This window comes from Stenotrophomonas sp. PAMC25021, from assembly GCF_004795795.1.
Taxonomy (GTDB): Bacteria; Pseudomonadota; Gammaproteobacteria; order Xanthomonadales; family Xanthomonadaceae; genus Stenotrophomonas; species Stenotrophomonas muris.
In genome coordinates this window covers 373,735-390,245 of sequence record NZ_CP039255.1, presented here as the reverse complement: position 1 = coordinate 390,245, position 16,511 = coordinate 373,735, and the positions used below count along the sequence as shown (strand labels likewise).

Below are 16,511 nucleotides of genomic sequence, written 5' to 3'. Positions count from 1 at the left end.
GTTGCAACCAAGGAACGCCATGCACCGGTATATCGTCTACCTGCTCGCCATCCTGATGTTCCCCATCTGCCTGTGGTTGGCCACGATCTGGCCGGCCTGGTACTGGGGCGTCGGCCTGACCGCCGCGATGGTGGCACTGGGGACCTGGGACCTGCTGCAGAAGCGCAGCACGCTGCGCCGCAACTATCCGGTGATGGCGCACTTCCGCTACGGCCTGGAATCGATCGGTCCGGAAATCCGCCAGTACTTCGTGCAGAGCGACCTGGAGGACGTGCCGTTCTCGCGCCAGCAGCGTGCACTGATCTACCAGCGGGCCAAGAACGAGATGGACACGGTGCCGTTCGGCACCCTGCGCAGCACCTACGCGGTGGATTACGAGTGGATCAACCACTCGCTGGCGCCGACCGCCATCGCCAAGCACGATTTCCGCGTGCTGATCGGCGCCAATTGTGCAAAGCCGTATTCGGCGAGCGTGTTCAATATTTCGGCGATGAGCTTCGGCTCGCTGTCGGCCAACGCGATCCGCGCACTGAACGAAGGCGCGCGGCGCGGTGGCTTCTACCACGACACCGGTGAAGGTTCGATTTCGCCCTACCACCGCGAGATGGGCGGCGATCTGGTGTGGGAGATCGGCTCGGGCTACTTCGGTTGCCGTGACGAAAAGGGCGGTTTCAGTGAAGAGCGCTTCGTCGCCAACGCCACCCATGATCAGGTCAGGATGATCGAGATCAAGCTGTCGCAGGGCGCCAAGCCCGGTCATGGCGGCGTGCTGCCGGCGCCAAAGGTGACCGCCGAGATCTCGGTCACCCGTGGCGTGCCGATGGGCGTGGACTGCGTATCGCCGTCGCGTCACTCGGCGTTCTCGACGCCGGTCGAACTGCTGCAGTTCGTCGCCCGTCTGCGCGAACTGTCCGGCGGCAAGCCGGTCGGTTTCAAGCTGGCCATCGGCCACCCGTGGGAGTGGTTCGGCATTGCCAAGGCGATGCAGGAAACCGGCCTGCTGCCGGACTTCATCGTGGTCGACGGTGCCGAAGGCGGTACTGGCGCAGCACCGGCGGAGTTCGTCGACCATGTCGGCGTGCCGATGCACGAAGCACTGCTGCTGGTGCACAACACGCTGGTCGGCCTGGACCTTCGCGAGCGGATCCGCATCGGCGCGGCGGGCAAGATCACCAGCGCCTTCGACATCGCGCGCACCATCGCGCTGGGTGCCGACTGGTGCAATGCCGGCCGTGGCTTCATGTTCGCGCTGGGCTGCATCCAGTCGCTGAGCTGCCACACCGACAAGTGCCCGACCGGCATCGCCACCCAGGACCCGGCGCGCTGGAAGCACCTGGATGCACCGGACAAGGCCACCCGCGTGTACAGCTACCACGAGCACACGCTGCACGCCCTGAAGGAGCTGTTGTGTGCGGCCGGCCTGAACGATCCGGCCGAACTGGGGCCGGAGCACATCCTGCGTCGTGTTTCGCCTGTCGAGATCCGCTCGCTGGCGTCGCTGTACCGCTACCTGGAACCGGGGGAGCTGCTGCACAAGGTGCCGGATCATGCGGTGTTCCATGCATTCTGGGCCGATGCACGCAGCGATTCGTTCCAGCCGCCGCCGAAGATCCAGGCGCTGCGCGCCAGCAAGTCGCGATAATGTGTTGCTGTAGAGCCGAGCCCATGCTCGGCTGCTTCTCTCATCGCGATGTTGGAACGAAGAACAGCCGAGCCGAGCATGGGCTCGGCTCTACAGGGAGATGTCATGCGGTTCAGGACCGGCACCATCGACGATGTCGCCATGCTGTGGGCACTGCGCACGCGTTGCGTTCGCGAGACGTGCAGCAGCCATTACCCGGCGGAGGTGATCGATCCGTGGTCTGCGTCGCCGCCGCCGTCGCAGTACGCACGGCTGCTGGGGCAGGGAGGCTGCGTGGTGGCCGAGGACGGGCAGGGTGTCCTGCTCGGGTTCGGCGTGTTTGATACCGACGCCAATGAAGTCGATGCGCTGTTCGTCGATCCGGATCGTGGCGGCACGGGCATCGGCCAGGCGCTGATGCAGCGTCTGCTGGCGATGGCCGATCGTGAGCGCGAGGTGGTGCTGTCAGCCTCGCTCAATGCGGTGCCGTTCTACCAGCGGCAGGGATTCATTGCCGTGCGGGAGGAAGCCTACCCGCATCCCAGCGGCGTGGCGCTGGCTTCGGTGAGCATGCGCAGACCATGGTGAGCGCCGGGGATTGTTGAGCCGAACCATGCTCGACTGCTTCATCGCCTGAATCAAAGGCAGTCGAGCATGGCTCGACTCCACAATGCGGGCGTCACCGCCCAGCCAGCCACCCGATCACGCCCTCGGCGGCGCGCAGGCCACTGGCATAGCACGCCGTCAGCAGGTAGCCCCCCGTGGGGGCCTCCCAGTCCAGCATCTCGCCGGCACAGAACACGCCGGGTACTGCCCGCAGCATCAGGCCATCATCCAGCGCATCCAGGCGCACGCCGCCGGCAGTGCTGATCACCTCGGCCATCGGCCGTGGACGCAGAAGGCGCAACGGCAGGCGCTTGAGCGTGGTAGCCACGGCAGGCAGGTCGTGGCCCGCATCCTTGCCAAGGATCTCGAAGACCAGGGTGGCCTTCACCGCATCCAGTCCGGCCTGACGGCGCAGATGCTCACCAAAACTGCGACCCTTGCGCGGCCGCGAAAGATCAGCCAGCAGGCGTGCTTCATCGCGTCCCGGCACCAGGTCCAGCCACAGCATGGCATGGCCATCACGGTTGATGGTCTCGCGCAGGTCTGCGGCCAACGCGTAGATCAGGCTGCCTTCGATGCCGTACTCGCTGGCTACGCATTCGCCCTGCAGCGACTGCGGTTGTCCGGCCAGGTCGAGCCAGTGCGCGACCACCGGCTTCAACGGTGCGCCTGCATTGCGCTGGGCGAAGAACGGCGTCCAGTCGATGTCGAAGCCGCAGTTGGCCGATTGCAGCGGCGCAATGTCCACGCCTCGTGCCTGCAAGGGGGCGACCCAGGCGCCATCACTGCCCAGCTGCGGCCAGCTGCCGCCACCCATCGCCAACACGCTGGCATCGGCGTGGACATCGATCTCGCCGGCTTCGGTGGCGAAGCGCAGCGTGCCGTCGTTGCCCCAGCCGATCCAGCGGTGGTTGGCATGCAGGCGCACGCCCTGTTCCTTCAGTCGGCGCACCCAGCCGCGCAGCAGCGGCGCAGCCTTGCGGTCGACCGGAAACACGCGGCCGGAGCTGCCCACATAGGTCTCCACGCCAAAGCCGGCAGCCCAGTCGCGCAGCGCCTGCGCGTCGAAGCCATCCAGCCAGCGGCCCACGGCCGTGGATTGCTCGCGGTAGCGGCTGTCGAACAGCGGCCGCGGATCGGAATGGGTGAGGTTGAGACCGCCCTTGCCGGCGATCAGGAACTTGCGGCCGGGTGAGCCCTTGGCCTCGTACAGGTCCACGTCCAGCCCCGCGGCGCGCAGGCGCTCGGCGGCGAACAGGCCGGCCGGGCCACCGCCGATGACGGCGACCCGATGGGGCAATGCGGTATTACGGCTTGACATCGAGCAGCTCGACATCGAACACCAGCGACGAACCGGCCGGAATCGGCCCGACCCGGCGGTCGCCGTAGCCGTAATCCGGCGGGATCATCAGCGTGCGCTTGCCGCCGACCTTCATGCCGGCCACGCCCTCATCCCAGCCGCGGATGACCTGGCCGGCGCCGAGCGCGAAGGTGAACGGCTGGCCGTGCTTGAAGGAGCTGTCGAAGGTCTTGCCGTGCTTGGTTTCGGTGCGGTTGTCGTAGATCCAGCCGGTGTAGTGCACGGTGACCTTGCTGCCGGGAACGGCTTCGGTGCCGGTGCCAGCGACGGTATCGATGCGCTCGAAGGTGGTCAGGGTGCCGCCCGGCGGCGGACCGGAGGGCTCGCTCGAGCAGCCAGCGGCGGCGAGGGACAGCAGCAGGGGAAGCAGCAGGCGGCGCATCGGGCGTCTCCAGAAGGGCGCAGGGCGAGGGCGGCAAGGGTACCGCATCGGCGCCGGGTATCATGGCGGCATGGCAAAACTCCTGCTCAATCTGCGCAATGTCGGCGACGACGAATATGCCGATGTCTGCACGCTGCTCGACCAGCACGGCATCGCCTGGTACCGCACCGAACCCAGCCCTTGGGGCATTTCCAACGGTGGCCTGTGGCTGCGCGAGGACGCCGATCATCCGCGCGCGAAGGCGCTGATGGCCGGGTACCAGGCGGCGCGCGGTGTGCGCGTGCGGGCCGAGCGTGAGCAGGCGTTGCGGGATGGCACGGCGGAGACCTTTGGCAGCCTGTTCCGGCGGCGGCCGGTGTTCGTGGTGCTGGTGCTGCTGGGCATGGCCGCTGCGGCGGCGCTGGTGCTGCTGCCGTTCATGCTGTTGCGGGGGTAGGGGGCGCGGCCGGGTTGCACCCGGCACCCGCCGATGCAACGGCAACGGCAACGGCAACGTCAAAAGCCGGGCTTCAGTGGGAGGGTGGGGCAGTGTGGGCAGGCGGGGGACGGCAAAAGCTGCTCCTGCGTGCCTCGTAGAGCGCCATCCATGGCGCTCTGCGCCCCCGCCTGCCCACACTGCCCCACCCCTGACAGGTTCCGGCTGGCTGCCGGGGTCGGATCCCTCTGCTGCGCAGAGGGCTCTGACCCCTGAATCTGTCTGTGCGGGCGGGAGGCGCTAAAATGGCAGGATGATCGCCAACACCGCTGCCTACCATTTCGCCGTCATCGACGCCCCCCAGGCCCTGTGCGACCAGCTGTTGGCGCGTGCCCAGGCGGCCGGGTTGCGGGGCACGATCCTGGTGGCGGGCGAGGGACTGAACCTGTTCCTGGCCGGTGAGCCGGAGGCGGTCGAGGATTTCTACGCCGCGCTGCATGCCGATGCGCGTTTTGCCGGGATGCGGGTCAAGACCAGCCTGAGCGAGCACCAGCCGTTCGCGCGGCTGAAGGCCAAGGTGAAGGACGAGATCATCAGCTTCCGCCGCGATGACGGCCAGCCGCTGGACTATCCGCGTGCACCGGCGGTCGATCCGGCCACCGTGCAGCGCTGGCTGCGGCAGGGCCACGATGACGCCGGCAAGCCGGTGGTGATGCTCGATACCCGCAACCTGCAGGAAGTGGAGTACGGCACCTTCAAGGATGCGCTGGTGCTGCCCATCCACAAGTTCACCGACCTGCCCGAGGCGCTGGCGCCGCATCGCGAGGCGCTGAAGGACAGCACCGTGGTCAGTTTCTGCACCGGCGGCATCCGCTGCGAGAAGGCCGCACTGTGGATGGCCAACGATGGCATGGACAACGTGCTGCAGCTCGATGGCGGCATCCTCGGCTACTTCGAGGAGGTGGGCGGCGAAGGTTATGAAGGCCGCTGTTTCGTGTTCGACGAGCGCGTGGCGCTGGATGCCGAACTGAAGCCGATGGTCGACCAGCCGCTGCCGGAGCCGCGCCCCAGCGCGTTCTGACACGCTTCTGTAGAGCCGAGCCCATGCTCGGCTGCCTTTTGTTGATCAACAGCAGCCGAGCATGGGCTCGGCTCTACACGGTCCGGCAGGCCCTGAACCGGCTCCGCGGGAATCAGCATCCCGCCACCGTCACTGGCCGCTGCGCCTGGCCGACCCCATGCAGGGGGGATCCTGAGACGGAAAACCGCTGATGATCCCGTTGTCGATCCTTGACCTGGCCCCGGTCTGCGAGGGCAGTGACACCACCGCCGCCTTCGCCAACATGCTGGAACTGGCCCAGCACGCCGATGCGCTGGGCTACCGCCGTTACTGGCTGGCCGAACACCACAACATGCCCGGCATCGCCAGCGCGGCCACGGCCGTGCTGATCGGCCACGTCGCGGGCGGCACCCGGCGCATCCGCGTCGGTGCCGGCGGCATCATGCTGCCCAACCATGCGCCGCTGCAGGTGGCCGAGCAGTTCGGCACGCTGGCTTCGCTGTATCCGGACCGCATCGATCTCGGCCTCGGCCGTGCGCCGGGCACCGATCAGCCCACCGCGCGTGCACTGCGCCGCTACTTCGACAGCGCCGACCAGTTCCCGCAGGACGTGCGCGAACTGCTGCACTACTTCGAGCCGGTACAGCCCGGGCAGGCGGTGCAGGCGGTTCCGGGCGGTGGCCTGCGGGTGCCGACCTGGATCCTGGGGTCCAGCCTGTTCGGCGCGCGCATGGCCGCCGCGATGGGCCTGCCCTATGCGTTTGCCTCGCACTTCGCGCCCGATGCCATGGACGAGGCGCTGGCGGTGTACCGCCGAGAGTTCCGCCCCTCGGCCACGTTGAACCAGCCGCACGCGATGCTGGCCCTGAATGTCGTCGCCAGTGACAGCGAGGCCGAATCGCGCCGCCTGTTCACCAGCCAGCAGCAGAGTTTCGTCAACCTGCGCCGCGGCCGGCCGGGCAAGATTCCGGCGCCGATCGAGGACATCGAAGCCTTCTGGGAGCCGCACGAAAAGCTCGGCGTGGAGCGGGCCCTGGCCTGCACCGTGCTCGGTGATCCGCAGCAGGTGGCCGATGGCATCGCCGCGTTCGTTGAGCGTCACTCGCCGGACGAGCTGATGCTCACCGCCAACCTGCATGACCACCGTGCGCGCCTGCGTTCGTTCGAACTGGCGATGCAGGCCTGGCATGCCCGCCACGCGGGCTGAACAATGGCGTCACGGCCCGTTGCAGCCGCGACGGGTCTGATGGGGGCTCTTCCCATTGGAGCCTCCCATGGCGGATACCCGCGCCGAACACATCGCCCAGCTGGCAGAACTGATCAAGGACGTGGAGGTGGCGATGTTCACCACCACCGGCGTCGACGGACGACTCTACAGCCGGCCGCTGGCCACCCAGCAGGTCACCTTCGACGGTGACCTGTGGTTCGTCATCACCGCCGACAGCCCGAAGGTTGCCGAGATCGCGCTTGATCCGCACGTCAACGTGGCCTATGCCTCGCCGTCGAAGAACACCTACGTATCGGTGGCAGGGCGCGCGCGCATCGTTGATGACCGCGCGAAGATCGAGGAACTGTGGTCGCCGGCGATGAAACTGTTTTTCCCGGGCGGCAAGGACGACCCGAACCTGCGCCTGATCCACGTGCGGGCCGACTCGGCCGAGTATTGGGATGGTCCGGGCACGCTGCTGGGCAAGGCGTTGAATTTCGTGCTGTCGGCGGTGCAGGACGAGCCGGCGCAATTGGCCGACAATGGCTTCATCGATCTTCGGTGAGGATCGATGTCCGGTATTGGTAGTGCCGGACGCTGGCCGGCAGACCTGGAAACGTGGCAGCCGGCCAGCGGCCGGCTCTACCGGATTCCGGTTCAGAACCAGCGCTGGAACAGGTCCACCGTGTAACCCACCAGCTGCCCCGAACTGAAGCCGAAGAAGGCGATCGCCGCCAACGCGGCGATCCAGTTGAACAGCATCAGCGCGCCATCGCGTTCCAGCAGCGCCAGCGAGAACAGCAGCAGCTGGAAGCCGAACAGGAAATTGGTGAAGGGAATCGGCAACGACAGCAGCAGGCCCAGCAGCACCAGCAGCAGGCCGCTGAAGGCGTGGGCGGGGAGGGGCGTCAACAGCTGCGGCAGGCGTGGCCTCAGCATCCTATCCAGGCGCCGCAGTGGGCGGTCGATGCGGTCCAGGAAACGGTGCATGGTGCCGCGCTTGGGTCCGCGGCGGGCAATGAAGCCGGGCAGCCACGGCCGGCGCAGGCAGAACAGCATCTGCAGGCCGATCAGGATCACCAGTGGGCCGCTGACCGCGCCACCCATGCCCGGGATCGGGATGAACGAGGGCAGGATCGCCACGAACAGGAACACGCCGAACGCGCTCTGCTGCAGGTTGCTCAGGATCTGGCCGAGCGGCATGTGCTCGGCGGGGTCGCCGGAAGCGAACATCTCCAGCAGGGTGCGGATGCCCTCGTTGCGGTAGGCCGGGCGCTCGGCGCCTGGACCCTGGCCGGCCTCAGGCGGTGAGCTCATCGGCCTGCTCGTCGGACAGCGTGCGCAGCAGCAGCTTGTCCACCCGCGCACCGTCCAGGTCGACCACTTCGAAGCGCCAGCCGGCCCAGTCGAAGTACTCGCCTGCGTGCGGGATGCGGCCGAAGTAGTGGATGCACATGCCGGCCAGGGTGTAGTAATCGCCGTCCTCGGCATCGGGCAGCTCGTTGCTGCCGATCAGCTCGCGCAGGTCTTCGATCGGCAGCGAGCCATCCACCAGCAGCGAACCGTCCTCGCGGGTCACCACCAGCGCGTCTTCATCGGCATTCTCCACCGCCTGCAGGCGGCCGACCACGGCGCCCATCAAGTCGCTGATGGTCACCAGGCCCTGGATCTCGCCGTACTCGTCAACCACCAGCGCCATCGACTGCTGTTCCTCGCGGAAGATCTCCAGCAGCTTCATCGCGTGGGTCGATTCGGACACGTAGAGCGGTTCGCGCAAGGTCTGGAACAGCGCGTTGTCGCCGCGTGCCATGCGCGTGGCCAGCGATTTCAATTCAAGTACGCCGACCACGTCCATGTCGTTGTCGCGGTACACCGGGTACCGCGAGAACTCGTGCTCGGCCATGATTTCCAGGTTGCGCTCCAGCCCGGCCTGGGTGTCCAGCCAGGCAATGCGGTTGCGCGGGGTCATCAGGCTGTCGGCGGTGCGGTCGCCCAGGCGCATGACGCGGTTCATCATGTCACGCTCGTGGGCGTCGATCACACCGGCTTCGTGGCTCTCGGCCACCAGCATGCGGATCTCTTCTTCAGTCACCGAGGCGACTTCGTCCTTGCCCAGGCCGAACAGGCGCAGCACCAGCTGGGTGGTCTTGGACAGGAGCCAGACGAAGGGCAGGGCCAGCTTGGCCAGCCAGCTCATCGGCATCGCGACCAGGCCGGCAATGGCCTCCGAGCGGGTCAGCGCCAGGCGCTTGGGCACCAGTTCGCCGAAGATCAGCGTGATGAAGGTGATCAGGCTGACGGCCAGCGCGGTACCGATGTTGCCCGCGTACGCAAACCCCGGCATCAGCCCCTGGATCCAGCCGGCGAAGGCCTCGCCCAGCGCCTCACCGCCGAGGTAGCCGGTCAGCACGCCGATCACGGTGATGCCGATCTGCACGGTGGACAGGAAGCTCTCCGGCTTCTCAGACAGCTCCAGTGCCTTGGCCGCGCGCTTGGAGGTGGCAGCCATCTGCTTCAGGCGGCTCTTGCGCGAGGTCATGACCGACATCTCGGACATGGCGAAGAAGCCGTTCAGCAGAACAAGCGCGAAGACAATCAGGATCATTTCAAACACGGGCGTCGTCCCCGGTTGGTGGCAGGGAGGGCGGGTGCTGGCGATGGCGGCAGGCGCTCAGGAACGGGAGCCGGCGCGGCGCAGGGGGATAAGGGTCGTCGTCCATAAGGTGCGCCCGAAGGCGCGCTGGCATCTTAGCAAAGGGGCATGGCAGGGTGGCAACCGCCTGTTCAGGTTGGGGGTTCCAAGGCCTCGAAAAGGGGGCGGGGATACCCGTGATGGTCATCTAGCCGTCATAATTCCATCTGGTGCCGTCCTTCCCGCGACGGCTGACAGGTTTCTCAATGTTCTCTCTGCAGACCATTTTCGGTTCCGGCAAACAGTTCTACACCCTGCTCGATGAGGCTGCCGTCGCGGCTTCCGACGCCGCCAAGGCGCTGCATTCCATGCTGCGCGAGGCCGACCGCCAGCCCGCGCTGGACGCCTTCAAGCTGGCCCGCCTGCGCGAACGCGCGGCCTCGGACAAGATCAGCCAGGCGCTGGTGGACAGCTTCATGACCCCGATCGAGCGCGAAGACATCGAAGCGCTGGGCTCGGCGCTGTACAAGATTCCCAAGCAGATCGAGAAGTTCGCCGACCGCTATTCGCTGGCCACGACGCACCTGGAGCACATCGACTTCGCGCCGCGCGCGGCGATGCTCGAACAGGCCGCCGGCGTGGTGGTGGAGATGGTGGCCGACCTGCGCCACATGAACCTGGACCGGATGACCGCGCTCAACGAGAAGCTGCGCTCGCTGGAGAACGAGGCCGACCGCCTGATGCTCGAGCTGTACCGCGACATCTATTCGGGCCGCCTGGACAACCTGCAGATGTTCCTGCTGAAGGAATTCTTCGAGATCCTGGAAAAGGCCATCGACCGCTGCCGCGAGGCTGGCGTGGTGGCGTACCAGATCGTGTTGAAGAACAGCTGACGGACGCCGCCGCATGTTGACCCTTGTCCTGGTGGTGATCCTGGCCGCGCTCGTCTTCGAGTTCATCAACGGCTTCCACGACACTGCCAACTCCATTGCCACCGTGGTGGCGACCAAGGTGCTCTCGCCCGGCTGGGCGGTGATGCTGGCCGCCTTCATGAACCTCATCGGTGCACTGACCGGTACCGCGGTGGCGCTGACCATCGCCTCGGGCCTGCTCAACACCAACGTGGTCGAGGTCACCCCGCAGGTGATCCTGTGCGCCCTGCTGGGCGGCATCATCTGGAACCTGATCACCTGGTGGAAGGGCCTGCCGTCCTCGTCCTCGCACGCCCTGATCGGTGGCCTCTGCGGCGCCGGCCTGGCTGCCGCCCACAACAACTGGGACGCGCTGATCTGGTCCGAGCGCCTGGGCAGCTGGGCGCAGAACAAGGGCCTGCTGTGGAAGGTGTTCGTGCCGATGATCACCTCGCCGATCGCCGGCTTCCTGCTCGGCATCGTGGTGATGGTGCTGCTGTGGGCGCTGATCGCCGGCCTGGCCAAGATCGGTGGTGCCATCGGCCGCCTAGCCCGTCCGCGCATCGTCAACGCCTTCTTCGGCAAGGCGCAGATCGCCTCGGCGGCCTACATGGGCTTCGCCCACGGCCACAACGACGCGCAGAAGACCATGGGCATCATCGCCATGACTCTGATCGGTGCCGAAGCCACCGGCGCATTGAACGACCTGCCGTCCTGGCTGGCCTTCATGCACCCGGACGCGCATGCCGGTGACGGCATCGCGATGTGGATCGTGCTGACCTGCGCGGTGGTGATGGCGGCCGGTACCGCTTCGGGCGGCTGGAAGATCATCAAGACCCTGGGCCACAAGATGGTCAAGCTGCACCCGATCCACGGCTTCGCCGCGGAGACCAGCTCGGCCACCATCCTGACCCTGGCGGCCCACTTCGGCATGCCGGTCTCGACCACGCACAGCATCTCCACCGCGATCATGGGCGTCGGCTTCGCCAAGAACCCGCGCTCGCTGAAGTTCGGCGTGATCGAGCGCATCGTCTGGGCCTGGATCCTGACCATCCCGGCGGCAGGCGGCTGCGCGTACCTGATCCTGAAGCTGTTCGAGCTGTTCGGCTGGACCTGATCGCCACGCCAAGGTTGTAAACGAAAAGCCCGCCATATCAGGCGGGCTTTTTCATGGGCAAGAATTTTTCCGCACCCACCGTGTCGACCAAGGTCGACACCTACCAGAGCAGAATCAGGGTCAGGGCCCGTTGCCAAGCAACGGGATCCGCCCCGTGCCGACCAACGGTCGGCACCCACCAACAGCCCTCAGGAAGCCAGCTTTTGCAGTTGCCGTTGCCGTGGCTGTCAGCGGGTGCCGGGCCGCAGGCCCGGCCAAACCCCTTCAATTACGCTGGAACAACGCCTGTACATCCTTGCGGAACGCCGCCTGGCTGTCCGCCCGGCTGTAGAACATGTGCCCGCCCGGATAACTGCGCACCTGCACCCGGTCCGGATTGCTGCCCATCGTCGGCATCTGGTCCACGGTCAGGATCGAGCCCATGAACGGGCACGACAGGTCGTTCCAGCCATGCACGATCAGCACCTGCAGATGCGGGTCGATCGCCACCGCCTGGCGCAGCTGGGTCACCGCACCCTGGCGCAGTTCGCCATTGCGGTCCCACAGCCGGTTCACGTCGTAGTTCAGCGCCTGGTAGCGCGCATCTACTTTCCAGCCGACCACGCGCGTCACGAAGTCGACCATCGCCGTGGTGGTCGGCGCGATGATGCTGTCCAGCAGTGGGTCGTTGGCGCGCTGCTCCGGATCATTCGGGAACGGATCGAACGCGGTCACGTTGGAGTCGTAGCGGCTGCCCAGCGTGCCCTTGTCGCGGAACACTTCACGCAGGTAGGCCTGGGTCTCCAGGCGCCCGCCAGCGCGGCGCACGAACTGCGGGTCCAGTCCGGTCAGCGCGGTGACCCGGCGCAGCATGGCTTCCGTAGCCTGCGGATCGCTGCGGCCCTTCATCAACGCGGTGGCGTAATCGCCACGGGTGTACTCCACCACCTCGCGCATCGCCGCATCGGTCAGCTTGCCCTGGCGCTCCAGGTGCGCCGCGGCGATCGACGGCAGCGTCTGCATCCACGCCATCGGCGAGACATCGGCGTTGTCTTCCAGGGTCGGGCTCAGGTAGGGCGAGACCAGCACCAGTCCGTTCATTGCCACGCCCAGCCGGGTCTGCAGGAAGTGGGTGATGCGCGGGCCGCGGTAGCCACCGTAGCTCTCGCCGGTCAGGTACTTGCGCGAGGCCATGCGCTGGTTGCGCAGCAGCCAGTCGTAGATCGAGCGCGACAGGTATTCGACGTCGGCACTGGGGTTGTAGAGCGCTTTCTTGGCTTCATCGTCGCCGATCCGCGCGCGGCTGAAGCCGGTACCGACCGGATCGATGAACACCAGATCGGTGAAGTCCAGCCAGGTGCCCGGGTTGTCGTGCAGGGTGGCCGGCGCCGATGCGCTGTCACCCTCGGAGCCGAAGGTCACCACCTTGGGCCCGATCGCGCCCATGTTGAGGTACACCGACGACGCACCGGGGCCGCCATTGAGCGCGAAGGTCACCGGCCGGTCCTTGCCCGGCATCGTGTAGGCGGTGAACACCACATCGGCGATCACCTTGCCCTTGGCATCGCGTACCGGCAGGGTGCCGACGGTGGCGGTGTAGTCCAGGGTGCGGCCGGCCAGGCGCATGCTCTGGCGGGCCGAGGCGTCGGCGGGCAGCGCAGGCGCTTCGGTCTTGTCGTCTTTCGGGTCGGGCTTGCCCTCGGCGTCGGACGCGGCCAGCACGCTGGCAGGGGCGATGAGCAGGCCGACGCAGAGCGCGGCAGTGTGCAGCAGGGACTTCATGGCACCGGTTCGGCAGCGGAAGGGGGGGCCGATGCTAGGCCGGTGGCGGGCCATGCCGTATGTGTCCAAAGGCATGGCCGTGCGTTGAGCCCGCTACTGGCCAGATTGGGTCAAGCGGGGAGGGTGGCTGCGGCGGCGTCGTCGGCCAGCAGGCCGTAGACGGCCGAGTCGGCCAGCTGCCCCTGGATGCGCCAGCGCTGGCGCAGCACCCCCTCGCGGTGGAAGCCCAGGCGTTCCAACACGTGCGCGGACGGCGCATTGCGCGGGTCGATCTCGGCTTCCACCCGATGCAGGTGCAGGGTGCGGAACAGGTAGGCCAGTACCTGTTGCAGGGCCTCGTGCATATAGCCCTGGCCCTGGCGATCGGGTGCCAGCAGGTAGCCGATCTCGGCGCGCGCCGCATCGCGGTCCACCGCGAATACCACGCAGATGCCCAGCAGCGGACCTTCCAGCGACTCGCGTACGGCCAGCTTCAGCTGGGTGCCGATGGCATGGGCGGCGAGGTCATCGTCGATCTGCTCGCGCGCTTCGGCCAGTCGCGTCCAGGCTGGATGGTTCCACCATCGCATGACATCCGGGTTGGACTGCAGCGTGAACAGCGCGGCGGCGTCGTCACGACGGATCGGGCTCAGGACCAGCCGTGCACTGTGCAGCGGCAGGCCGGGGAACAGCAGCGAGTGGCTGGCCAATACGATGGTCCACACGGGTGGACGCGCATTATGGCGCTGCCGGGTTTGCCGATGGGGGCGGATGGGGTCGGAGCGCATGGGGTCGGATCCGTTTCCTGACAGGAAACGGCTCTGACCCCACTGCCGCCAACCGGGTCAGAGCCCTTTCCTGCGGAAAGGGATCCGACCCCGCTCCGGATCAGACCTCCAGCGAGGCCAGATCGCCCTTCGACTCCAGCCAGCCCTTGCGGTCGGACGCGCGCTTCTTGGCCAGCAGCATGTCCATCAGCGAACGGGTCTGCTCGCCATCGTCCACGGTCAGTTGCACCAGGCGGCGCGTATCCGGATGGATGGTCGACTCGCGCAGCTGGTTCGGGTTCATCTCGCCCAGGCCCTTGAAGCGGGTGACGTTGACTGCGCCCTTGATCTTCTCGCGCTCGATCTTGTCCAGCATCGAACGCTTCTCTTCCTCATCCAGGGCGTAGAACACCTGCTTGCCCACGTCGATGCGGAACAGCGGCGGCATTGCCACGAACACGTGGCCGGCATCGACCAGCGCCGGGAAATGCCTGAGGAACAGCGCGGTCAGCAGGGTGGCGATATGCAGGCCGTCGGAGTCCGCGTCGGCCAGGATCACCACCTTGCCGTAGCGCAGGCCGGTGATGTCGTCCTTGCCGGGGTCGCAGCCGATGGCCACGGCCAGGTTGTGCACTTCCTCCGAAGCCAGCACGCTGTTGGACGACACTTCCCAGGTGTTGAGGATCTTGCCGCGCAGCGGCAGGATCGCCTGGAAATCCTTGTCGCGCGCCTGCTTGGCGCTGCCGCCTGCCGAGTCACCTTCCACCAGGAACAGCTCGGTGCGCGACAGGTCCTGGCTGATGCAGTCGGCCAGCTTGCCAGGCAGGGCCGGGCCCTGCGTGACCTTCTTGCGGACGACCAGCTTCTCGGTCTTCAGGCGCGCACTGGCGCGCTCGATGGCGATCTGCGCGATCTTCTCGCCCAGTTCCACGTTCTGGTTCAGCAACAGGCTGAACGCATCGTGCGCGGCGCCCTCTACAAAGCCGGCGGCCTGGCGCGAGGACAGGCGTTCCTTGGTCTGGCCGCTGAACTGCGGGTCGGTCATCTTCAGCGACAGCACGAACGACACCCGGTCCCACACGTCTTCCGGGGCCAGCTTGACGCCGCGTGGCAGCAGGTTGCGGAAGTCGCAGAACTCGCGCAGCGCCTCGGTCAGGCCGGTACGCAGGCCGTTGACGTGGGTGCCATGCTGGGCGGTCGGAATCAGGTTGACATAGCTTTCCTGGACCAGCTCACCTTCCGGCAGCCAGGCCACGGCCCAGTCCACCACCTCGGTGTCCTTCTTGAGGTTGCCGACGAACAGGTCGGCCGGCAGCGATTCGCGCTCGCCCAGTTCCAGCTTCAGGTAGTCGCGCAGGCCGTCTTCGTAGTACCAGGTATCGACTTCACCGGTGGCTTCGTCGGTCAGCTTGACGGTCAGGCCCGGGCACAGCACGGCCTTGGCGCGCAGCAGGTGCTTCAGCGCGCGCACCGCGAACTTGGGCGTGTCGAAGTACTTCGGGTCCGGCCAGAAGCGCACGCGGGTACCAGTGTTCTTCTTGCCGACGGTGCCGACCACCTCCAGCGGCGTGGCGCGGTCGCCATTGCGGAAGGTGATGCGGTGTTCGGCACCTTCGCGCTTGATGTGCACCTCCACCAGGGTCGACAGCGCGTTGACCACGCTGACGCCGACGCCATGCAGGCCGCCGGAGAAGGTGTAGTTGTTGTTGCTGAACTTGCCGCCTGCATGCAGGCGGGTGAGGATCAGTTCGACGCCCGGGATCTTCTCTTCCGGATGGATGTCCACCGGCATGCCGCGGCCGTCATCGCTGACCTCCACGCTGCCGTCCTTGTACAGGGTGATCTCGATCGAGCGGGCATGGCCGGCGAGGGCCTCGTCCACCGAGTTGTCGATCACTTCCTGCGCCAGGTGGTTCGGGCGCGCGGTGTCGGTATACATGCCGGGACGGCGCTTGACCGGGTCAAGGCCGGACAGGACTTCAATATCGGCGGCGTTATAGCGGGCGTTCATCTATCTTCTAAAGCGCGGAGCGACGCGCAAGTGTGCGGTCTGGACGGCGATTTTGCACGCCTGCGGTTCAGCCTCGGCGCCGGGGAGGGGGTAAAATGGCAGCCGCTGGAATCTGAACGCCGGCGGCCCCATCGGGTCGAAACATCCAAGCCATACCGCGAGGAGGACCTCATGAAGAAGTTGCTGACCGTTGCAATCCTGGCCGCTGCCGCCGTTGCAGTGCCGCTGGTGGTGGCGCAGAACGCGGGCCAGCCGGCCCCGCAGCAGGGTGACCAGGCCGACAAGGCGCAGGCCGAGGCCGATGCCAAGGCCAAGCGTCGTGCCCAGGCCAATGCCGAAATGAAGGCGCAGGGCCAGCCGGCCCCGCAGAAGGAAGAAGAGGAAGAAGCGCGCAAGAAGCGCTGATCCCGCAACCTGCCAAGCGCCCTTGCGACAAGGGGTGCGCAACGGAACGCCCCGCTCAGCGGGGCGTTTCTTTTTAGGAACGTGGCGTCTGCCCCTTGGGTTGGCGGCCATCAATCTGTAAACTATGGCTTTCCGGGAGTAAGTGCGTGTCCACCCTTTGCGAATGGGCTGGAGCGGCCAAGCGTGGCTTCCAGCATGGCGGGTCGCAGGTGACGGTCGATTTGGCCGGCACGGCCGCCCCGACCTCGCACGATGGTCCCCGTCCGGCGCCTGCCGC

Annotated in this window: 16 protein-coding genes; 9 read left to right on the top strand and 7 right to left on the bottom strand. The window is 66.8% G+C overall.

Going from position 1 to position 16,511, the window contains the following annotated elements; translation table 11 throughout:
• The first annotated feature begins 19 nt into the window (after positions 1-19).
• Both E5790_RS01875 and E5790_RS01870 read left to right on the top strand, forming a co-directional pair.
• Positions 20-1,642 carry an FMN-binding glutamate synthase family protein gene (locus E5790_RS01875; RefSeq protein ID WP_049442295.1) on the top strand — a complete coding sequence of 541 codons (1,623 nt, stop codon included), beginning with the start codon at positions 20-22 and terminating at the stop codon, positions 1,640-1,642.
• 105 nt (positions 1,643-1,747) lie between these two features.
• Positions 1,748-2,209 (top strand): GNAT family N-acetyltransferase, encoded by a 462-nt coding sequence (locus E5790_RS01870; RefSeq protein WP_032959291.1) that lies wholly within the window; start codon positions 1,748-1,750, stop codon positions 2,207-2,209.
• Positions 2,210-2,300: 91 nt separating this feature from the next.
• Here the strand turns inward: E5790_RS01870 and E5790_RS01865 are convergent, their stop codons facing one another.
• The gene (locus E5790_RS01865; RefSeq protein WP_111205970.1) at positions 2,301-3,548 is read right to left on the bottom strand and encodes a TIGR03862 family flavoprotein; all 1,248 of its coding nucleotides are present in this window, start codon (positions 3,546-3,548) and stop codon (positions 2,301-2,303) included.
• Positions 3,535-3,969, bottom strand: a complete 435-nt coding sequence (locus tag E5790_RS01860; protein WP_014646684.1) for an FKBP-type peptidyl-prolyl cis-trans isomerase — start codon at positions 3,967-3,969, stop codon at positions 3,535-3,537. Before E5790_RS01860 ends, E5790_RS01865 begins: the two co-directional genes overlap by 14 nt.
• Positions 3,970-4,039: 70 nt before the next feature.
• Between E5790_RS01860 and E5790_RS01855 the strand changes: the two genes are divergently transcribed.
• The 4 genes from E5790_RS01855 to E5790_RS01840 all read left to right on the top strand — a co-directional run bounded on the left by E5790_RS01855 (position 4,040) and on the right by E5790_RS01840 (position 7,216).
• Positions 4,040-4,405, top strand: coding sequence for a DUF6164 family protein (locus tag E5790_RS01855; protein WP_032959288.1), 366 nt, complete (start codon positions 4,040-4,042; stop codon positions 4,403-4,405).
• Between the two features lie 292 nt (positions 4,406-4,697).
• The gene (locus E5790_RS01850; protein WP_046429896.1) at positions 4,698-5,465 is read left to right on the top strand and encodes a sulfurtransferase; all 768 of its coding nucleotides are present in this window, start codon (positions 4,698-4,700) and stop codon (positions 5,463-5,465) included.
• A gap of 190 nt (positions 5,466-5,655) precedes the next feature.
• The gene (locus E5790_RS01845; RefSeq protein WP_049442297.1) at positions 5,656-6,651 is read left to right on the top strand and encodes an LLM class flavin-dependent oxidoreductase; all 996 of its coding nucleotides are present in this window, start codon (positions 5,656-5,658) and stop codon (positions 6,649-6,651) included.
• Positions 6,652-6,718: 67 nt separating this feature from the next.
• Positions 6,719-7,216 (top strand): pyridoxamine 5'-phosphate oxidase family protein, encoded by a 498-nt coding sequence (locus E5790_RS01840; RefSeq protein ID WP_014646688.1) that lies wholly within the window; start codon positions 6,719-6,721, stop codon positions 7,214-7,216.
• A gap of 92 nt (positions 7,217-7,308) precedes the next feature.
• Here the strand turns inward: E5790_RS01840 and E5790_RS01835 are convergent, their stop codons facing one another.
• Entirely contained in the window at positions 7,309-7,968 is a 660-nt protein-coding gene (locus tag E5790_RS01835) for an exopolysaccharide biosynthesis protein (protein WP_014646689.1), read from the bottom strand.
• On the bottom strand, positions 7,952-9,256 hold the full coding sequence (locus E5790_RS01830; protein ID WP_032959200.1) for a hemolysin family protein: 1,305 nt from the start codon (positions 9,254-9,256) through the stop codon (positions 7,952-7,954). Before E5790_RS01830 ends, E5790_RS01835 begins: the two co-directional genes overlap by 17 nt.
• A gap of 293 nt (positions 9,257-9,549) precedes the next feature.
• Between E5790_RS01830 and E5790_RS01825 the strand changes: the two genes are divergently transcribed.
• Both E5790_RS01825 and E5790_RS01820 read left to right on the top strand, forming a co-directional pair.
• Positions 9,550-10,176, top strand: a complete 627-nt coding sequence (locus E5790_RS01825; RefSeq protein WP_004152833.1) for a DUF47 family protein — start codon at positions 9,550-9,552, stop codon at positions 10,174-10,176.
• A 13-nt stretch (positions 10,177-10,189) separates the two neighbouring features.
• Positions 10,190-11,311 (top strand): inorganic phosphate transporter, encoded by a 1,122-nt coding sequence (locus tag E5790_RS01820; protein WP_014646691.1) that lies wholly within the window; start codon positions 10,190-10,192, stop codon positions 11,309-11,311.
• A 264-nt stretch (positions 11,312-11,575) separates the two neighbouring features.
• On the opposite strand, the gene E5790_RS01815 is transcribed toward E5790_RS01820, so the two are convergent.
• From E5790_RS01815 to parE, 3 genes are all read right to left on the bottom strand, one after another.
• On the bottom strand, positions 11,576-13,072 hold the full coding sequence (locus E5790_RS01815; RefSeq protein WP_046429900.1) for a S10 family peptidase: 1,497 nt from the start codon (positions 13,070-13,072) through the stop codon (positions 11,576-11,578).
• A 110-nt stretch (positions 13,073-13,182) separates the two neighbouring features.
• Positions 13,183-13,761 (bottom strand): GNAT family N-acetyltransferase, encoded by a 579-nt coding sequence (locus tag E5790_RS01810; RefSeq protein WP_111205705.1) that lies wholly within the window; start codon positions 13,759-13,761, stop codon positions 13,183-13,185.
• A 178-nt stretch (positions 13,762-13,939) separates the two neighbouring features.
• Positions 13,940-15,829, bottom strand: coding sequence for a DNA topoisomerase IV subunit B (gene parE, locus E5790_RS01805; RefSeq protein ID WP_032959196.1), 1,890 nt, complete (start codon positions 15,827-15,829; stop codon positions 13,940-13,942).
• Positions 15,830-16,000: 171 nt separating this feature from the next.
• On the opposite strand from parE, the gene E5790_RS01800 reads away from it, so the two are divergent.
• A complete protein-coding gene (locus tag E5790_RS01800; protein ID WP_014646695.1) occupies positions 16,001-16,234 on the top strand; it encodes a hypothetical protein in 234 nt (77 codons plus the stop codon).
• The last annotated feature ends 277 nt before the right edge of the window (positions 16,235-16,511 follow it).